The following is a 14,240-nucleotide window of genomic DNA, read 5'->3' as shown; positions in this document are numbered from 1 at the left end:
TTGTCGTGTCCGCGGGCCGGCGTATCCGTGGGGCGCCGGGCCGCCGTTACTTCTGCGGGACCTCCTTGCCCGTCGACGCGTCGATCACGTCCCGCCCGGCCAGCGGCTTGTCGAGCGGCACGGTCTGCGTGAACAGCTTCGCCATCTTCACGCAGATCTGGCCCGGTTTCTTCTCCTTGCCGATGACCTCGGCCCGCACGCTGGAGCCGGTCTGCACGGCGGACGCCGAGTACGTGCTGCACACGCCGCCCCAGAAGTACAGCGTCAGCGACTTGCCGTCCGGGCTCACCGCGTACGACTCCAGGCCCATCGCGCCCGCCTTGCCCGACGGCTTGCCGCTGTCCGGCGGCTGCGCGGTCCCGCTGCCGGAGCCGCTCCCGCTGCCGCCGTCGCCGCCCTTGACGTACGCCGGGTCCACCGCGGGGTGCGTGACCGTGCCGCCGCCCGGCTGGCGCACCTGGTAGAGCCACGAGGGCACCAGCGCCTGCCGGCCGTTGACGTACTGCACCGCGAGCCCGAAGACCGCGCCGGTCACCTCGGCGGGCTTGCGCGCCGAGGCGCTGCCCGCGCACGGCTCGACGTCCTGCTGGTCACCCTGCTTCTGCGGCTCGGCCGTCGCACAGCCGCCGGTACCGGAGTTCGCGCCGCCGTGCGCCTGGTTGAGCCGCTCCAGCGTCTTCGCCGCGCTCTGCACCGGGTACGTGTCGCCCTTGACCGGCTGGGCCAACTGGCCGCTGCCGCCGACGACCTGGCCGTCCGAGCCGACCTGGATGTCGCTCTGCCAGCCGTACGTGGGCAGCCCGCCCACCACCGGGTTGGCGCTCACGGTCCGTACGGCGCCGGACAGGCCGCTCGCGTCCAGCTTGGCGTCCTTCTGGCCGAGCGCGTCCAGCACCGGCCGCGCCGCCTGCTTGGCCTTCTCCTGGGAGACGGCGCCCTTGCCGCTGCCGTCGTCCTGGGCGCTGGCGTCGCCGCCCTGGTGGGACGGGCAGCCGGGGCCGCTCGCCGGCGAACTGCCGCTGCCGCCGGAACCCTTGGCGGGGGCGGTCTCCGCGCAGCCGGTCCCGTTGGGGGTGCCGTACTGCGAGTACGTCCACGCGCCGGAACCGTTCTTGGCCACCTGGAGGACGGGGCTGCGCGCGTCCCGCGTCAGGCCGCCCACCTTCCAGGAGTTGCCGTCCGACCGCACCTTCCCGTCCAGGCCCAGGGCCTCGGCCAGCCGGGCCACCGCGGCCTGGCTGATCTCGCCCTTGGGCTGGTAGACGGGCGCCGACCGGGGCCCCTGGGGCAGGGTGCCCGCCGCCCGGTACCCGGCGCCCGTCGGGTCGGGCTCGCCGGGCGCGATGCCGCTGCGCGAGCCGCCGCCCTGCGCGTAACCGTCCAGGGCCAGCGGCGGCGGCGTGTTCTTCGCCGCGGCGCCGACGCCGCTCCCGCCGCCGGAGGCGGACGAGGCCCAGTAGGCCGCGCCGCCGCCGGCCAGCAGGACCGCCGCGGCCACCGAGGCCACGATCAGCGGGCTGCGCCGGCGCCGTGCGGTGGTCTGCCGTGCGGTGGTCTCCTGGGTGTCGTGGCTGGAATTCTCCCCGCCGGACGCGGGGGGAGTGTCCTCGGTGCTCACCGCATCGCTCCTTCGGCTCCGCTGAACAACTGACGTGTGCTCCTCCGTGGGGAGGACGCCGGTTGGACGGGCCCGGTGCGTTCGCGGTTCCCCCGGCTCGGTGCCGGTGTCTCAGTCCCCGTACTCGGACATGCCGCTGACCAGCGCGGCGGAGGAGGCGGGGACGCGGATGCCGTGCAGCTCGCGGGCGGGGGCCTGCGGCGCGCGGGGGCCGCTGCGCCAGTGCGGCGCCATCCGCGCGCAGTCGCCCAGCAGCTGGTCCATCGACTCCGGTTCGGCGGGGAAACCGGGAACGGCGGCCGGGCGGTGTGTGACGCCCTTCACATAGTTGGTCATACGGGCACCGTACGCATCCCGCGCCCCGCGAAGAAAGCCCTACTATTGGGTAGTTTTGGCAGGTGGGAGCGGATCGGGCGACCCGGTACCGTTGACCAACGTCCGTCCCGTCCTTCCGCCTCCCGCAGGAGCAGACCCGTCGTGCGTATCGCAGTCACCGGCTCCATCGCCACCGACCACCTGATGACCTTCCCCGGCCGCTTCGCCGATCAGCTGGTCGCCGACCAGCTGCACACGATCTCCCTCTCCTTCCTCGTCGACGAACTCGACGTCCGCCGCGGGGGCGTGGGCCCCAACATCTGCTTCGGCATGGGCCAGCTGGGCACCGCGCCGATCCTGGTCGGCGCCGCGGGCAACGACTTCGAGGAGTACCGCGCCTGGCTCGACCGGCACGGCGTGGACACCCGCTCGGTCCGCATCTCCGAGGTCAAGCACACGGCCCGCTTCGTGTGCACCACCGACGCCGACCACAACCAGCTCGGCTCCTTCTACACCGGCGCGATGAGCGAGGCGCGGCTGATCGAGCTGCACTCCGTCGCCGAGCGCGTGGGCGGCCTCGACCTCGTCCTGATCGGCGCGGACGACCCGGAGGCCATGGTCCGCCACACCGAGGAGTGCCGTACCCGCGGCATCCCCTTCGCGGCCGACTTCTCCCAGCAGATCGCCCGGATGGACGGCGAGGGGATCCGCACCCTCATGGACGGCGCCGCCTACCTGTTCAACAACGAGTACGAGGCCAGCCTCATCGAGAACAAGACCGGCTGGACCGCGGAGGAGATCCTCGGCAAGGTCGGCACCCGCGTCACGACGCTGGGCGCCGAAGGCGTCCGCATCCAGCGGGCCGGCGAGCCGGACATCGTGGTCGGCGCGGCCGAGGAGAAGACCAAGGCCGACCCGACCGGCGTCGGCGACGCCTTCCGCGCCGGCTTCCTGTCCGGCCTCGCCTGGAACGTCGGCCTGGAGCGCGCCGCCCAGGTCGGCTGCATGCTGGCGACCCTGGTCATCGAGACCGTCGGCACGCAGGAGTACGAGCTGCACCGCAGCCACTTCCTGGACCGCTTCACCAAGGCGTACGGCCACGAGGCCGCCGAGGACATCCGGGCCCACCTGGCCTGACCCGGTTCCCGTGGCGCGGCGGCCCGCCGGGGGCGCCGCACCACGGGCCGCGGGCCCCACGGGTCACACGAGGCGCCGCACGACGTACGCGGCGCCCCGCTCCGCCGCCCGCTCGCCCACGTACTCCTGGCCCCGCATCCCGCACCACGCCGGGATGTCCAGCCGCGCCGCCTCGTCGTCCGCCAGGACGGTCAGCGTCGCGCCCACCGGCACGTCCCCGATCACCTTCGCCAGCTCGATCACCGGCACCGGGCACCGCTTGCCCAGCGCGTCGACGACGCGTTCCGCGGCGGGGGAGGGGGCGGACCCGGCGGCCGGGGCGCCCAGCTTCTCCCGTACGGAGCGGACCGCCTCCGGAAGGACCTCCAGGAAGCGGTCGACGTCGGCCTCCGCGGTGCCCGCCGGCAGCGACACCCGGACGTTGCCCTCCGAGAGCACGCCCATGGCCCGCAGCACATGGCTCGGCGTCAGGGTGCCGGAGGTGCAGGACGACCCGGAGGAGACGGAGAAACCCGCCCGGTCCAGCTCGTGCAGCAGGGTCTCCCCGTCGACATAGAGACACGAGAAAGTGACCAGGTGGGGGAGCCGGTTCACCGGGTCGCCGACGACCTCCGTGTCGGGCACCGACTCAGCCACCCGGGTCCGGATGCGGTCCACCAGGCCCCGCAGCCGTACCGCCTCGGCCGCCGCCTCCGCCTGTACGGCCCGCAGCGACGCCGCCGCGGCGACCACCGCCGGAATGTTCTCAAAGCCCGGCACGCGGCCCGACTCGCGCTCGTCCAGCGGGCCCTGCGGCGCGAACCTGGTGCCCTTGCGGACCACCAGGAGCCCCACGCCCGGCGGGCCGCCCCACTTGTGGGCGCTGCCCGCCAGCAGCGACCAGGCGCCGCCGACGGGGCCCCAGGCGAGCGACTGGGCGGCGTCCACCAGCAGCGGCACGTCCGCCGCCCGGCAGGCGTCGGCGGCCTCCGCCACCGGCTGCTCGGTGCCCACCTCGTGATTGGCGGACTGGAGCGCCGCCAGCGCGGTGCCGGAGGCCAGCGCGGCGGCGAAGTCCGCCGCGTCCACCCGGCCCGTACGGTCCACCCCCACCTCGGACACCGAGCCGCCCGCCGCCTCGTGGACCGCGGCGGCGTGCAGTACGGCGGAGTGCTCCACCGCCGAGTGGACCAGACGGCGGCCGACACGCCGACGCGCCGCGAGCGTGCCGGAGATCGCCGAATGCACCGCCTGCGTCCCCGATGGAGTGAAAACGAGCTCGTCGGGGCGGCAGCCCACGGCCTCCGCCGCGGCCTCCCGCGCGGCGTCCAGCAGCAGCCGGGCGCGGCGGCCCTCCCGGTAGGGGCGGGCCGGGTCGGCCCAGCCCTCGTCGAGCGAGGCGAGCAGGGCTTCCCGGGCGACCGGGTGCAGCGGAGCGGCCGAGGCGGCGTCGAAGTAGGACACGCCCCAGACGCTAGCGTGTCGCGCCCCGCCGCCGGGCGTGGCGTCAGATGACCGCCGGAGCCCGGCATTCCGGGGCTCGGGGGCCGTCCCCCGGATGCCGCAGCCACCCCTTCGGGGAGCGGTGCGGCGCGTTGGGCACCCTCCCCGCGCGACCCCAAATAGCGTCCAGTAGGGTTTGGTCCGCATAAACATCCAAACCCCTGCCCGTGCCAGGGCCGGCGACCGACCAGCGAGACGGCCGCAGCCGGTCTCGCGGGCGAGACTCTCGGGAAGGCGCTACGTGAGTCCCAACGGCTCCGACCGCTCGTCGCGGCGCCCGATGCGGCGGAAGCTGCCGCAGGTGCTGGCTGCGGGACTGGTCCTGGCAACCGCGACCGGTTGCACATACAAGGACTTTCCCAACCTCGGCATGCCCAATCCGGCTACTGAAGAGGCGCCGCGGATCCTCTCCCTTTGGCAGGGCTCCTGGGCCGCCGCCCTTGCAGTGGGCGTGCTGGTGTGGGGCCTGATCATCTGGAGCTGGATCTTCCACCGCCGCAGCCGGACCAAGGTGGAGGTCCCCGCACAGACGCGGTACAACATGCCCATCGAGGCGTTGTACACCATCGTTCCGTTCATCATCATCGCGGTGCTCTTCTACTTCACCGCGCGTGATGAGAGCGAACTCCTCAAGACTTCGAAGAAGCCCGACCACGTCATCAACGTGGTGGGCTTCCAGTGGAGCTGGGCGTTCAACTACCTGGAGAACGTGGACGGCAAGGCCGACACCACGAACATCGACTCCAAGGAACTCAAGGCGATCCCGGACAAGTGGAAGAAGAACGTCCCCGCCGGCGCCGACGGCGTCTACGACGAGGGCATCCCGGGTACGCGTAATCCGGACACCGGCAACCCGGGCCCGACCCTGTGGCTGCCCAAGGGCGAGACCGTCCAGTTCGTCCTGACGTCGCGTGATGTCATCCACTCGTTCTGGGTGGTGCCGTTCCTGATGAAGCAGGACGTGATTCCCGGCCACACCAACGTCTTCGAGGTGACTCCCAACAAGGAGGGCACCTTCATGGGCAAGTGCGCCGAACTCTGCGGCGTCGACCACTCCCGGATGCTCTTCAACGTCAAGGTCGTCTCCCCCGAGAAGTACCGGGAGCACCTGAAGGACCTGGCGAAGAAGGGCCAGACCGGTTACCTGCCGTCGGGCATCGAGCAGACGGATCACGCCAGGAACGCGGAGACCAACAACAAGTGAGCATCCTCAACGAACCTCAGGGTGCCGCCGCCGCAACGGCTCCGGCAGCACCGCCAGCACGTAAAAAGTCTCCCGGCTCCGTCGTGGTGAGCTGGCTGACGACCACTGACCACAAGACCATCGGCACGCTGTACCTGGTCACGTCGTTCGCGTTCTTCTGCATCGGCGGACTGATGGCGCTGCTGATGCGCGCCGAGCTCGCTCGTCCCGGCACGCAGATCATGTCGAACGAGCAGTTCAACCAGGCGTTCACGATGCACGGCACGATCATGCTGCTGATGTTCGCGACGCCGCTGTTCTCCGGTTTCGCGAACTGGATCATGCCGCTGCAGATCGGCGCGCCCGACGTGGCGTTCCCGCGGCTGAACATGTTCGCGTACTGGCTGTACCTCTTCGGCTCGCTGATCGCGGTGGCCGGCTTCCTCACCCCGCAGGGTGCGGCGGACTTCGGCTGGTTCGCCTACTCGCCGCTGTCGGACGCGGTGCGTTCGCCCGGCGTGGGCGCGGACATGTGGATCATGGGCCTGGCCTTCTCCGGCTTCGGCACGATCCTCGGTTCGGTCAACTTCATCACCACGATCATCTGCATGCGCGCTCCGGGCATGACGATGTTCCGCATGCCGATCTTCACCTGGAACGTCCTGCTGACCGGTGTGCTGGTCCTGCTGGCCTTCCCGGTCCTGGCCGCCGCGCTGTTCGCCCTGGAGGCGGACCGTAAATTCGGGGCGCATGTATTCGATGCGGCCAATGGCGGGGCATTGCTCTGGCAGCATCTGTTCTGGTTCTTCGGTCACCCCGAGGTCTACATCATCGCGCTGCCGTTCTTCGGCATCATTTCCGAGGTCATTCCGGTCTTCTCCCGGAAGCCGATGTTCGGTTACATCGGCCTGATCGCGGCGACGATTTCGATCGCGGGTCTTTCGGTGACGGTGTGGGCGCACCACATGTACGTGACGGGCGGGGTACTCCTACCGTTCTTCTCGTTCATGACATTCCTCATCGCGGTACCGACCGGTGTGAAGTTCTTCAACTGGATCGGCACGATGTGGAAGGGCTCGCTGTCCTTCGAGACACCGATGCTGTGGGCGGTCGGCTTCCTGATCACCTTCACCTTCGGTGGTCTGACCGGCGTCATCCTGGCGTCGCCGCCGATGGACTTCCACGTCTCGGACTCGTACTTCGTCGTGGCGCACTTCCACTACGTCATCTTCGGCACCGTCGTCTTCGCGATGTTCGCGGGCTTCCACTTCTGGTGGCCCAAGTTCACCGGCAAGATGCTGGACGAGCGGCTCGGCAAGATCACGTTCTGGACGCTGTTCGTCGGCTTCCACGGCACCTTCCTCGTCCAGCACTGGCTGGGCGCCGAGGGCATGCCGCGCCGCTACGCGGACTACCTGAACGCCGACGGCTTCACCACGCTGAACACGGTCTCGACGATCGCCTCGTTCCTGCTCGGCCTGTCGATGCTGCCGTTCATGTACAACGTCTGGAAGACGGCCAAGTACGGCAAGAAGGTCGAGGTCGACGACCCGTGGGGCTACGGCCGCTCGCTGGAGTGGGCGACCTCCTGCCCGCCGCCGCGGCACAACTTCCTCACGCTGCCGCGCATCCGGTCCGAATCCCCGGCGTTCGACCTGCACCACCCTGAGATCGCCGCGATGGAGGCCATCGAGAACGAGGGCCAGAAGGACACGGCGCTGTTCGGCGGCAAGGAGGTCGGCAAGTGAAGATCCAGGGCAAGATGTTCATCTGGCTCTCCGTCTTCGTCCTCGCCATGGCGATCGTCTATGGCGTCTGGTCGAAGGAGCCGGCGGGCACCACCGCGCTGTTCCTCGCCTTCGGCCTGTGCATCATGATCGGCTACTACCTGGCCTTCACGGCTCGCCGGGTGGACGCCGGAGCGCAGGACAACGACGAGGCCGAGGTCTCCGACGACGCCGGCGAGCTGGGCTTCTTCAGCCCGCACAGCTGGCAGCCGCTGTCCCTGGGCATCGGTGGCGCGCTCGCCTTCCTGGGCGTCGTCTTCGGCTGGTGGCTGCTCTACTTCTCGGCCCCGGTCATCCTGATCGGCCTGTTCGGCTGGGTCTTCGAGTACTACCGCGGCGAGAACCGCACGCAGTAACGCGGTCCCCGTACACCGGGCGGGCCCGGACACCTCACCAGGTGTCCGGGCCCGCCCGTTTGCAGTCCTCCAGCGCGCCACGCCTGATGAACCTTCATATTTTGGGGTCATGAGCCACAGACCACGGTCCCGGACGGCGCTGAGCTGCGCCCTGCTGCTGGCGCCCCTGGGGGCGGGCGCCACCGCCTGCGGCGGCTCGTCGTCGGACCCGCTCTCGGCGACGCCGTACGACGCCGCCGGCCACGTCTCGGCCAACGCCCCCGGCGACGGCGAGAAGGCGGACCCGGACAGGCCGCTGGAGGTCACCACCACCGGTGACGAGGCCCGGATCACGGATGTGACCGCCACCGACGCCTCCGGGCGCTACATCAGGGGCGAACTGACCGCCGACGGCAGGCAGTGGCGCACCACCGTGCCGCTGGCCGCCGGCACCCGCTACACGGTCCGGGTGAGCACCGAGGACGAGGACGGCGCGCCCGGCCGCAAGATCCTCCAGATCGACACCAAGGACGCGGGCGACCGGCTGCGGGTCACCTTCGGGCCCGAGAACGGCACGTACGGGGTCGGACAGCCCGTCACGGCCGCGCTGAGCAAGCCCGTCAAGGACCCCAAGGCGCGCGCGATCGTGGAGGGCGCGCTGAAGGTCGAGTCCACCCCGCGCGTCGAGGGCGCCTGGCACTGGGTCGACAGCAAGTCGCTGCACTTCCGGCCGCGCGAGTACTGGCCCGCGCACGCCGCCGTCGACGTACGCAGCAACCTGGAGGGCCTGAAGATCGACGGCGCGCTCTACGGGGGCCCCGCCAAGCCCGTCAAGTTCCGTACGGCGGACCGGGTGGAGGCCGTCACCGACGCGTCCGCGCACACCATGACGGTCACCCGCAACGGTACGGAGATCAACACCATCCCCGTCACCACCGGCAAGCCCGGCTACTCCACCCGCAACGGCACCAAGGTCATCCTGGGCAAGGAGGGCTTCGTCCGGATGCGGGGCGACACCATCGGCATCCCCTCGGGCAGCTCCGACTCCTACGACCTGCCGGTCTACTGGGCCACCCGGGTGACCTGGAGCGGCGAATACGTGCACGCGGCGCCCTGGTCCGTGGGGTCGCAGGGCGCCGCCAACGTCAGCCACGGCTGCACCGGCATGTCCACGGAGAACGCCAAGTGGTTCTTCGACACGGTGCGCGTCGGCGACCTGGTCAAGGTCGTCAACAGCGGCGGCGAGACCATGACGCCCTTCGACAACGGCTTCGGCGACTGGAACATGCCGTGGAAGCAGTGGCGCGAGGGCAGCGCGCTGGACAAGAACAAGCCCAGCACCACAGGCGAGCAGGAGCAGCGGCCGGGACCCGAGAATGCCGCCCGGCTGCGCCCGCAGGCCTGAGGGCCGCTCAGAAGGCCCCTCAGGCGGCCGCTCAGGCCCCCGTGAGGAGCCTGCGGCGCAGCAGCCCGGCCAAGGCGTCCGTGAAGGCCACCGGGTCCACAGGGTGCGTCACAGCGGCGTCCGCGCGGCTCCACGTGGCCAGCCACGCGTCCTGCGGGCGGCCGATGAGCAGCAGCACCGGCGGGCAGTCGAAGATCTCGTCCTTGATCTGCCGGCACACGCCCATGCCGCCGGCGGGCGCCGTCTCGCCGTCCAGCACGCACACGTCGATCCCGCCCCGCTCCAGGGCCTGAAGCACGGCGGGCAGGGTCGCGCACTCCACGATCTCGACCGGCGGCACGTCCGCGGCAGGCCGGCGGCCCGTCGCGAGCCGTACCTGCTCGCGGGTGTCGGCGTTGTCGCTGTAGACCAGCACCGTGGCAGTCGCCTGCATCGTTCCTCCACGCATCGCAGCAGAACAGCTTCGGGCGGGACGTCACCCGGCCGCGGCCGGGCGGTGGCCCCAGCGCGGATGCTACTGCGCGGGCGGCGGCGCGCAGGAGGGTTCGGCGCGATCAAAGATCCGGCCGACGCCCCGTCAGGACTGGTCAAAGCGGGGCCGCGGGGCCGTATGGCGGGCCCCGGGTCCTCCCTTCGGGCGACTGCCGCAGTGGGCCGTACGAGCAGGGCATACGCCCTTGACACACCGAACGGCACCCCCCGGGGTGAGGGCGGGATAAGCGACCGACATAATGTCGGTCGTGGCGACAGCAACGACAGTAGAAACCGGGCACGCGCACCCGTCGGTCAATCGGCCGAACCTCACCAGCGTCGGAACCATCATCTGGCTGAGTTCCGAGCTGATGTTCTTCGCGGCCCTCTTCGCGATGTACTTCACCCTCCGATCGGTGACCGGGACCGAGTATTGGAAGGAATCCGCCGATGCGCTGAATCTTCCGTTCTCCGCGACGAACACGACGATCCTGGTGCTCAGCTCTCTGACCTGCCAGCTCGGTGTGTTCGCCGCGGAGCGTGGCGATGTCAAGAAGCTCCGGACCTGGTTCGTGATCACCTTCATCATGGGTGCGATCTTCATCGGCGGTCAGGTCTTCGAGTACACCGATCTGGTCAAGCACGAGGGCCTCTCGCTCTCGTCCGGCCCGTACGGCTCGGTGTTCTACCTGACCACCGGCTTCCACGGCCTGCACGTGACGGGCGGTCTCATCGCCTTCCTGCTGGTCCTGGGCAGGACATACGCGGCCAAGAGGTTCACCCACGAACAGGCCACCGCGGCCATCGTCGTGTCCTACTACTGGCACTTCGTCGATGTCGTCTGGATCGGCCTCTTCGCCACGATCTACCTGATCCGCTGACCGGTCCCGCACCGGAACCGCGCTTCAGACAGACATAGCCAAAGCATCGACGCAGAAGATCCTGACACCGGGGTAATCCGTGAAAAAGCTCTCCGCACGACGGCGCCATCCGCTGGCGGCGCTCGTCGTCCTACTCTTCGCGCTGGCGGTCACTGGGGGGCTGTACGCCGCGTTCGCGCCTGCGGACAAGGCCCAGGCCGATGACACCGCCCAGTCTCTTGCCATCAAGGAGGGCAAGAAGATTTTCGCCGTCGGCTGCGCCAGCTGCCACGGCACCGGCGGTCAGGGCACCTCCGACGGCCCGAGCCTGGTCGGCGTGGGCGCCGCCGCCGTCGACTTCCAGGTCGGTACGGGCCGGATGCCGGCGCAGCAGCCGGGCGCCCAGGTACCGCGGAAGAAGAACATCTACACCCAGGCCGAGATCGACCAGCTCGCGGCGTACGTCGCGTCGCTGGGTGCCGGTCCCAACGTGCCGGGCAAGGAGCAGTACAGCAAGGACGGCGCGGACATCGCCAAGGGCGGTGAGCTGTTCCGTACGAACTGCGCGCAGTGCCACAACTTCACCGGTAAGGGCGGCGCCCTGACCAACGGCAAGTTCGCACCGACGCTCGAAGGCGTGGACCCGAAGCACATCTACGAGGCCATGGAGACCGGCCCGCAGAACATGCCTTCCTTCGGTGACGGCTCGCTGTCCCCGCAGAACAAGAAGGACATCGTGTCCTACCTCGGCGCCGTCAACAGCGACGACACCCCCAGCCCCGGTGGTCTGGGCCTGGGCGGTCTCGGCCCGGTCAGCGAGGGCCTCTTCGGTTGGATCGCCGGCCTGGGCGCGCTGATCGCGGTCGCCATCTGGGTCGCAGCCCGGACTACGAAGGCCAAGAAGTCATGAGTGAGACTGGACGACACGCAGACGTGCCAGAAAAGAACCTCCCCAGTGAGCGGGACACGGCTCACGGCGGTGCGGTCGAGACGGCGGACAACCCCTTCGCCGACCCGGGGCTGCCGCCCCACGAGCCCCGCATCCAGGACATCGACGAGCGGGCCGCCAAGCGCTCCGAGCGCGCGGTCGCCTTTCTCTTCACCCTGTCGATGCTCGCGACGGTCGGCTTCATCGCCGCCTACGTGATCTTCCCGGTCGACGAGATCACCTACATCTGGCCGTTCGGCCACGTCAGCGCGCTGAACTTCTGGCTCGGCCTGACGCTCGGTGTGGCGCTCTTCTGCATCGGCGCCGGCGCGGTCCACTGGGCCCGCACGCTGATGTCGGACGAGGAGGTCGCCGACGACCGGCACCCGATCGAGGCGGCCCCCGAGGTCAAGGCCAAGGTCATGGAGGACTTCCGCCAGGGCGCGAAGGAATCCGCGATCGGCCGCCGCAAGCTGGTCCGCAACACCATGTTCGGCGCGCTGGCCCTGGTGCCGCTCTCCGGTGTCGTGCTGCTGCGCGACCTCGGTCCGCTGCCGGAGAAGAAGCTCCGTACGACCGGCTGGAAGAAGGGCATCCGCCTGGTCAACCAGTCCACCAACCTCCCGCTGCGTCCCGAGGACATCGCGGTCGGCTCGCTGACCTTCGCCAAGCCCGAGGGCCTGGAGGAGGACGACCACGAGTTCAACCAGAAGATCGCCAAGGACGCCCTGATGCTCGTGCGGATCCAGCCGCAGAACATCAAGGACAAGCAGGAACTGGACTGGTCGCACGAGGGCATCGTCGCGTACTCGAAGATCTGCACCCACGTGGGCTGCCCGATCAGCCTGTACGAGCAGCAGACGCACCACGTGCTGTGCCCCTGCCACCAGTCGACCTTCGACCTGGCCGACGGCGGCCGTGTCATCTTCGGCCCCGCAGGACACGCCCTGCCGCAGCTGCACATCACGGTGAAGGACGGCTTCCTCGAAGCCGTCAGCGACTTCGCGGAGCCCGTCGGCCCGAGCTTCTGGGAGCGCGGATGAGTAACGAGACGAGCGCGACCACCACGCGCCGCGGCCAGGCGCCGCGGGGCGAGCGGATCGCCGACTGGGCGGACGGCCGGCTGGGCATCTACAGCCTCGCCAAGGCCAACATGCGCAAGATCTTCCCGGACCACTGGTCCTTCATGCTGGGCGAGATCTGCCTCTACAGCTTCATCATCATCATCTTGACCGGCGTCTACCTGACGCTGTTCTTCCACCCGAGCATGGCCGAGGTGACCTACCACGGCTCGTACGTGCCCATGCACGGGATCCGGATGACGCAGGCGTTCGAGTCGACGCTGGACATCAGCTTCGACGTGCGCGGCGGTCTGCTCATCCGGCAGATCCACCACTGGGCGGCCCTGGTCTTCCTGGGCGGCATGATGGTGCACATGATGCGGGTGTTCTTCACCGGCGCCTTCCGCAAGCCGCGCGAGGTCAACTGGCTGTTCGGCTTCCTGCTGCTGGTGCTCGGCATGTTCACCGGCTTCACCGGCTACTCGCTGCCGGACGACCTGCTCTCCGGCACCGGCGTCCGCTTCATCGAGGGTGTCATCCTGGCGATGCCGCTGGTCGGCTCGTACCTGCAGATGTTCATCTTCGGCGGGGAGTTCCCGGGGCACGACATCATCCCGAGGTTCTTCACGGTGCACGTCCTGCTGCTGCCCGGCATCATGCTGGGTCTGCTGGTGGCGCACCTGATCCTGGTCTTCTACCACAAGCACACGCAGTTCCCGGGTGCCGGCAAGACCAACAAGAACGTCGTCGGCATGCCGCTGCTGCCGGTCTACATGGCCAAGGCCGGAGGCTTCTTCTTCCTGGTCTTCGGCGTGATCTCGGTGATCGCGGCGGTCGCCAGCATCAACCCGGTGTGGGCCATCGGCCCGTACCGGCCCGACCAGGTGTCCACCGGCGCCCAGCCCGACTGGTACATGGGCTTCGCCGAGGGTCTGGTCCGTGTGATGCCCGGCTGGGAGTGGGACATCTGGGGCCACACCATCAACTTCGGTGTGCTGATCCCGATCCTCATCTTCCCGCTGGTGCTGGTCGCGATCGCGGTCTACCCGTTCGTCGAGTCCTGGGTCACCGGCGACAAGCGCGAGCACCACATCCTGGACCGCCCGCGCAACGCCCCGACCCGTACCGGCTTCGGTGTGGCCTGGCTGACCGCCTACCTCATCATGCTGATCGGCGGCGGCAACGACCTGTGGGCCACGCACTTCCACCTGTCGCTGAACTCGCTGACCTGGTTCGTCCGGATCGGCTTCTTCGTCGGGCCGGTGCTCGCCTTCATCGTCACCAAGCGGATCTGCCTGGGTCTGCAGCGCCGCGACCGCGACAAGGTGCTGCACGGACGCGAGTCCGGCATCATCAAGCGCCTGCCGCACGGTGAGTTCATCGAGGTGCACGAGCCGCTCAACCAGGAGCAGCTGCACACGCTCACCCAGCACGAGCAGCCCAAGCCGTTCGAGATCGGCCCGGAGGTCGACGAGAACGGTGTCGAGCGGAAGGTCAAGCGGACGACCAAGCTCCGCGCCAAGCTCTCCAAGGGCTACTACGGCGAGGACAACGTCATCCCGAAGCCGACCCCGGAGGAGTACAAGGAGATCACCAGCGGCCACGGCCACCACTGATCCCCGCCGTGTGACGCACGGCAGTACCACCGCGTAAGCACG

The 14,240-nt window shown here is 69.5% G+C and carries 13 protein-coding genes; 9 read left to right on the top strand and 4 right to left on the bottom strand.

Features of this window, described 5'->3' with window-relative positions:
* Window positions 1-46: 46 nt before the first annotated feature.
* Together ACH4K4_RS18800 and ACH4K4_RS18795 are read right to left on the bottom strand one after the other, a co-directional pair.
* Window positions 47-1,618 carry a hypothetical protein gene (locus ACH4K4_RS18800; protein ID WP_398168487.1) on the bottom strand — a complete coding sequence of 524 codons (1,572 nt, stop codon included), beginning with the start codon at window positions 1,616-1,618 and terminating at the stop codon, window positions 47-49.
* A 111-nt stretch (window positions 1,619-1,729) separates the two neighbouring features.
* Entirely contained in the window at window positions 1,730-1,954 is a 225-nt protein-coding gene (locus ACH4K4_RS18795) for a hypothetical protein (RefSeq protein ID WP_398168485.1), read from the bottom strand.
* Between the two features lie 141 nt (window positions 1,955-2,095).
* Between ACH4K4_RS18795 and ACH4K4_RS18790 the strand changes: the two genes are divergently transcribed.
* Window positions 2,096-3,070, top strand: a complete 975-nt coding sequence (locus ACH4K4_RS18790) for a carbohydrate kinase family protein (RefSeq protein ID WP_398168484.1) — start codon at window positions 2,096-2,098, stop codon at window positions 3,068-3,070.
* Window positions 3,071-3,133: 63 nt separating this feature from the next.
* Here ACH4K4_RS18790 and ACH4K4_RS18785 read toward each other — a convergent pair whose 3' ends face one another.
* On the bottom strand, window positions 3,134-4,513 hold the full coding sequence (locus ACH4K4_RS18785) for a cysteine desulfurase/sulfurtransferase TusA family protein (RefSeq protein WP_398168482.1): 1,380 nt from the start codon (window positions 4,511-4,513) through the stop codon (window positions 3,134-3,136).
* Between the two features lie 280 nt (window positions 4,514-4,793).
* Here ACH4K4_RS18785 and coxB point away from each other — a divergent pair, with 280 nt between their 5' ends.
* The 4 genes from coxB to ACH4K4_RS18765 all read left to right on the top strand — a co-directional run bounded on the left by coxB (window position 4,794) and on the right by ACH4K4_RS18765 (window position 9,262).
* Window positions 4,794-5,756 carry a cytochrome c oxidase subunit II gene (gene coxB, locus ACH4K4_RS18780; protein WP_398168481.1) on the top strand — a complete coding sequence of 321 codons (963 nt, stop codon included), beginning with the start codon at window positions 4,794-4,796 and terminating at the stop codon, window positions 5,754-5,756.
* The gene (gene ctaD / locus ACH4K4_RS18775; protein ID WP_398168479.1) at window positions 5,753-7,483 is read left to right on the top strand and encodes a cytochrome c oxidase subunit I; all 1,731 of its coding nucleotides are present in this window, start codon (window positions 5,753-5,755) and stop codon (window positions 7,481-7,483) included. Before coxB ends, ctaD begins: the two co-directional genes overlap by 4 nt.
* Window positions 7,480-7,878 carry a cytochrome c oxidase subunit 4 gene (locus ACH4K4_RS18770; protein ID WP_360137510.1) on the top strand — a complete coding sequence of 133 codons (399 nt, stop codon included), beginning with the start codon at window positions 7,480-7,482 and terminating at the stop codon, window positions 7,876-7,878. Before ctaD ends, ACH4K4_RS18770 begins: the two co-directional genes overlap by 4 nt.
* A 109-nt stretch (window positions 7,879-7,987) precedes the next feature.
* A complete protein-coding gene (locus ACH4K4_RS18765) occupies window positions 7,988-9,262 on the top strand; it encodes an Ig-like domain-containing protein (protein WP_398168477.1) in 1,275 nt (424 codons plus the stop codon).
* A 31-nt stretch (window positions 9,263-9,293) separates the two neighbouring features.
* On the opposite strand, the gene ACH4K4_RS18760 is transcribed toward ACH4K4_RS18765, so the two are convergent.
* Window positions 9,294-9,695, bottom strand: a complete 402-nt coding sequence (locus ACH4K4_RS18760; protein ID WP_398168476.1) for a hypothetical protein — start codon at window positions 9,693-9,695, stop codon at window positions 9,294-9,296.
* A 298-nt stretch (window positions 9,696-9,993) separates the two neighbouring features.
* Between ACH4K4_RS18760 and ACH4K4_RS18755 the strand changes: the two genes are divergently transcribed.
* The 4 genes from ACH4K4_RS18755 to ACH4K4_RS18740 all read left to right on the top strand — a co-directional run bounded on the left by ACH4K4_RS18755 (window position 9,994) and on the right by ACH4K4_RS18740 (window position 14,198).
* The gene (locus ACH4K4_RS18755; protein ID WP_360137519.1) at window positions 9,994-10,614 is read left to right on the top strand and encodes a heme-copper oxidase subunit III; all 621 of its coding nucleotides are present in this window, start codon (window positions 9,994-9,996) and stop codon (window positions 10,612-10,614) included.
* A gap of 79 nt (window positions 10,615-10,693) precedes the next feature.
* Window positions 10,694-11,503, top strand: a complete 810-nt coding sequence (locus tag ACH4K4_RS18750; protein WP_398168475.1) for a c-type cytochrome — start codon at window positions 10,694-10,696, stop codon at window positions 11,501-11,503.
* The gene (locus tag ACH4K4_RS18745) at window positions 11,500-12,564 is read left to right on the top strand and encodes a Rieske 2Fe-2S domain-containing protein (RefSeq protein WP_398168473.1); all 1,065 of its coding nucleotides are present in this window, start codon (window positions 11,500-11,502) and stop codon (window positions 12,562-12,564) included. Before ACH4K4_RS18750 ends, ACH4K4_RS18745 begins: the two co-directional genes overlap by 4 nt.
* Window positions 12,561-14,198: a cytochrome bc complex cytochrome b subunit gene (locus ACH4K4_RS18740; RefSeq protein ID WP_398168472.1), complete on the top strand. Its 1,638-nt coding sequence runs from the start codon at window positions 12,561-12,563 to the stop codon at window positions 14,196-14,198. Before ACH4K4_RS18745 ends, ACH4K4_RS18740 begins: the two co-directional genes overlap by 4 nt.
* Window positions 14,199-14,240: the final 42 nt, after the last annotated feature.

The sequence above is a fragment of the Streptomyces sp. NPDC017529 genome, from assembly GCF_044329785.1.
Taxonomy (GTDB): Bacteria; Actinomycetota; Actinomycetes; order Streptomycetales; family Streptomycetaceae; genus Streptomyces.
The sequence above is the reverse complement of the archived record's forward strand: the minus strand, read 5'-3'. Positions and strand labels throughout refer to the sequence as shown.

Excerpts from the sequence above, each read along its gene's own strand:
- ACH4K4_RS18795 (WP_398168485.1), bottom strand. The coding sequence starts at position 1,954 with ATGACCAACTATGTGAAGGGCGTCACACACCGCCCGGCCGCCGTTCCC.
- ACH4K4_RS18765 (WP_398168477.1), top strand. The coding sequence starts at position 7,988 with ATGAGCCACAGACCACGGTCCCGGACGGCGCTGAGCTGCGCCCTGCTG.
- ACH4K4_RS18760 (WP_398168476.1), bottom strand. The coding sequence starts at position 9,695 with ATGCAGGCGACTGCCACGGTGCTGGTCTACAGCGACAACGCCGACACC.
- ACH4K4_RS18755 (WP_360137519.1), top strand. The coding sequence starts at position 9,994 with ATGTCGGTCGTGGCGACAGCAACGACAGTAGAAACCGGGCACGCGCAC.
- ACH4K4_RS18745 (WP_398168473.1), top strand. The coding sequence starts at position 11,500 with ATGAGTGAGACTGGACGACACGCAGACGTGCCAGAAAAGAACCTCCCC.
- ACH4K4_RS18740 (WP_398168472.1), top strand. The coding sequence starts at position 12,561 with ATGAGTAACGAGACGAGCGCGACCACCACGCGCCGCGGCCAGGCGCCG.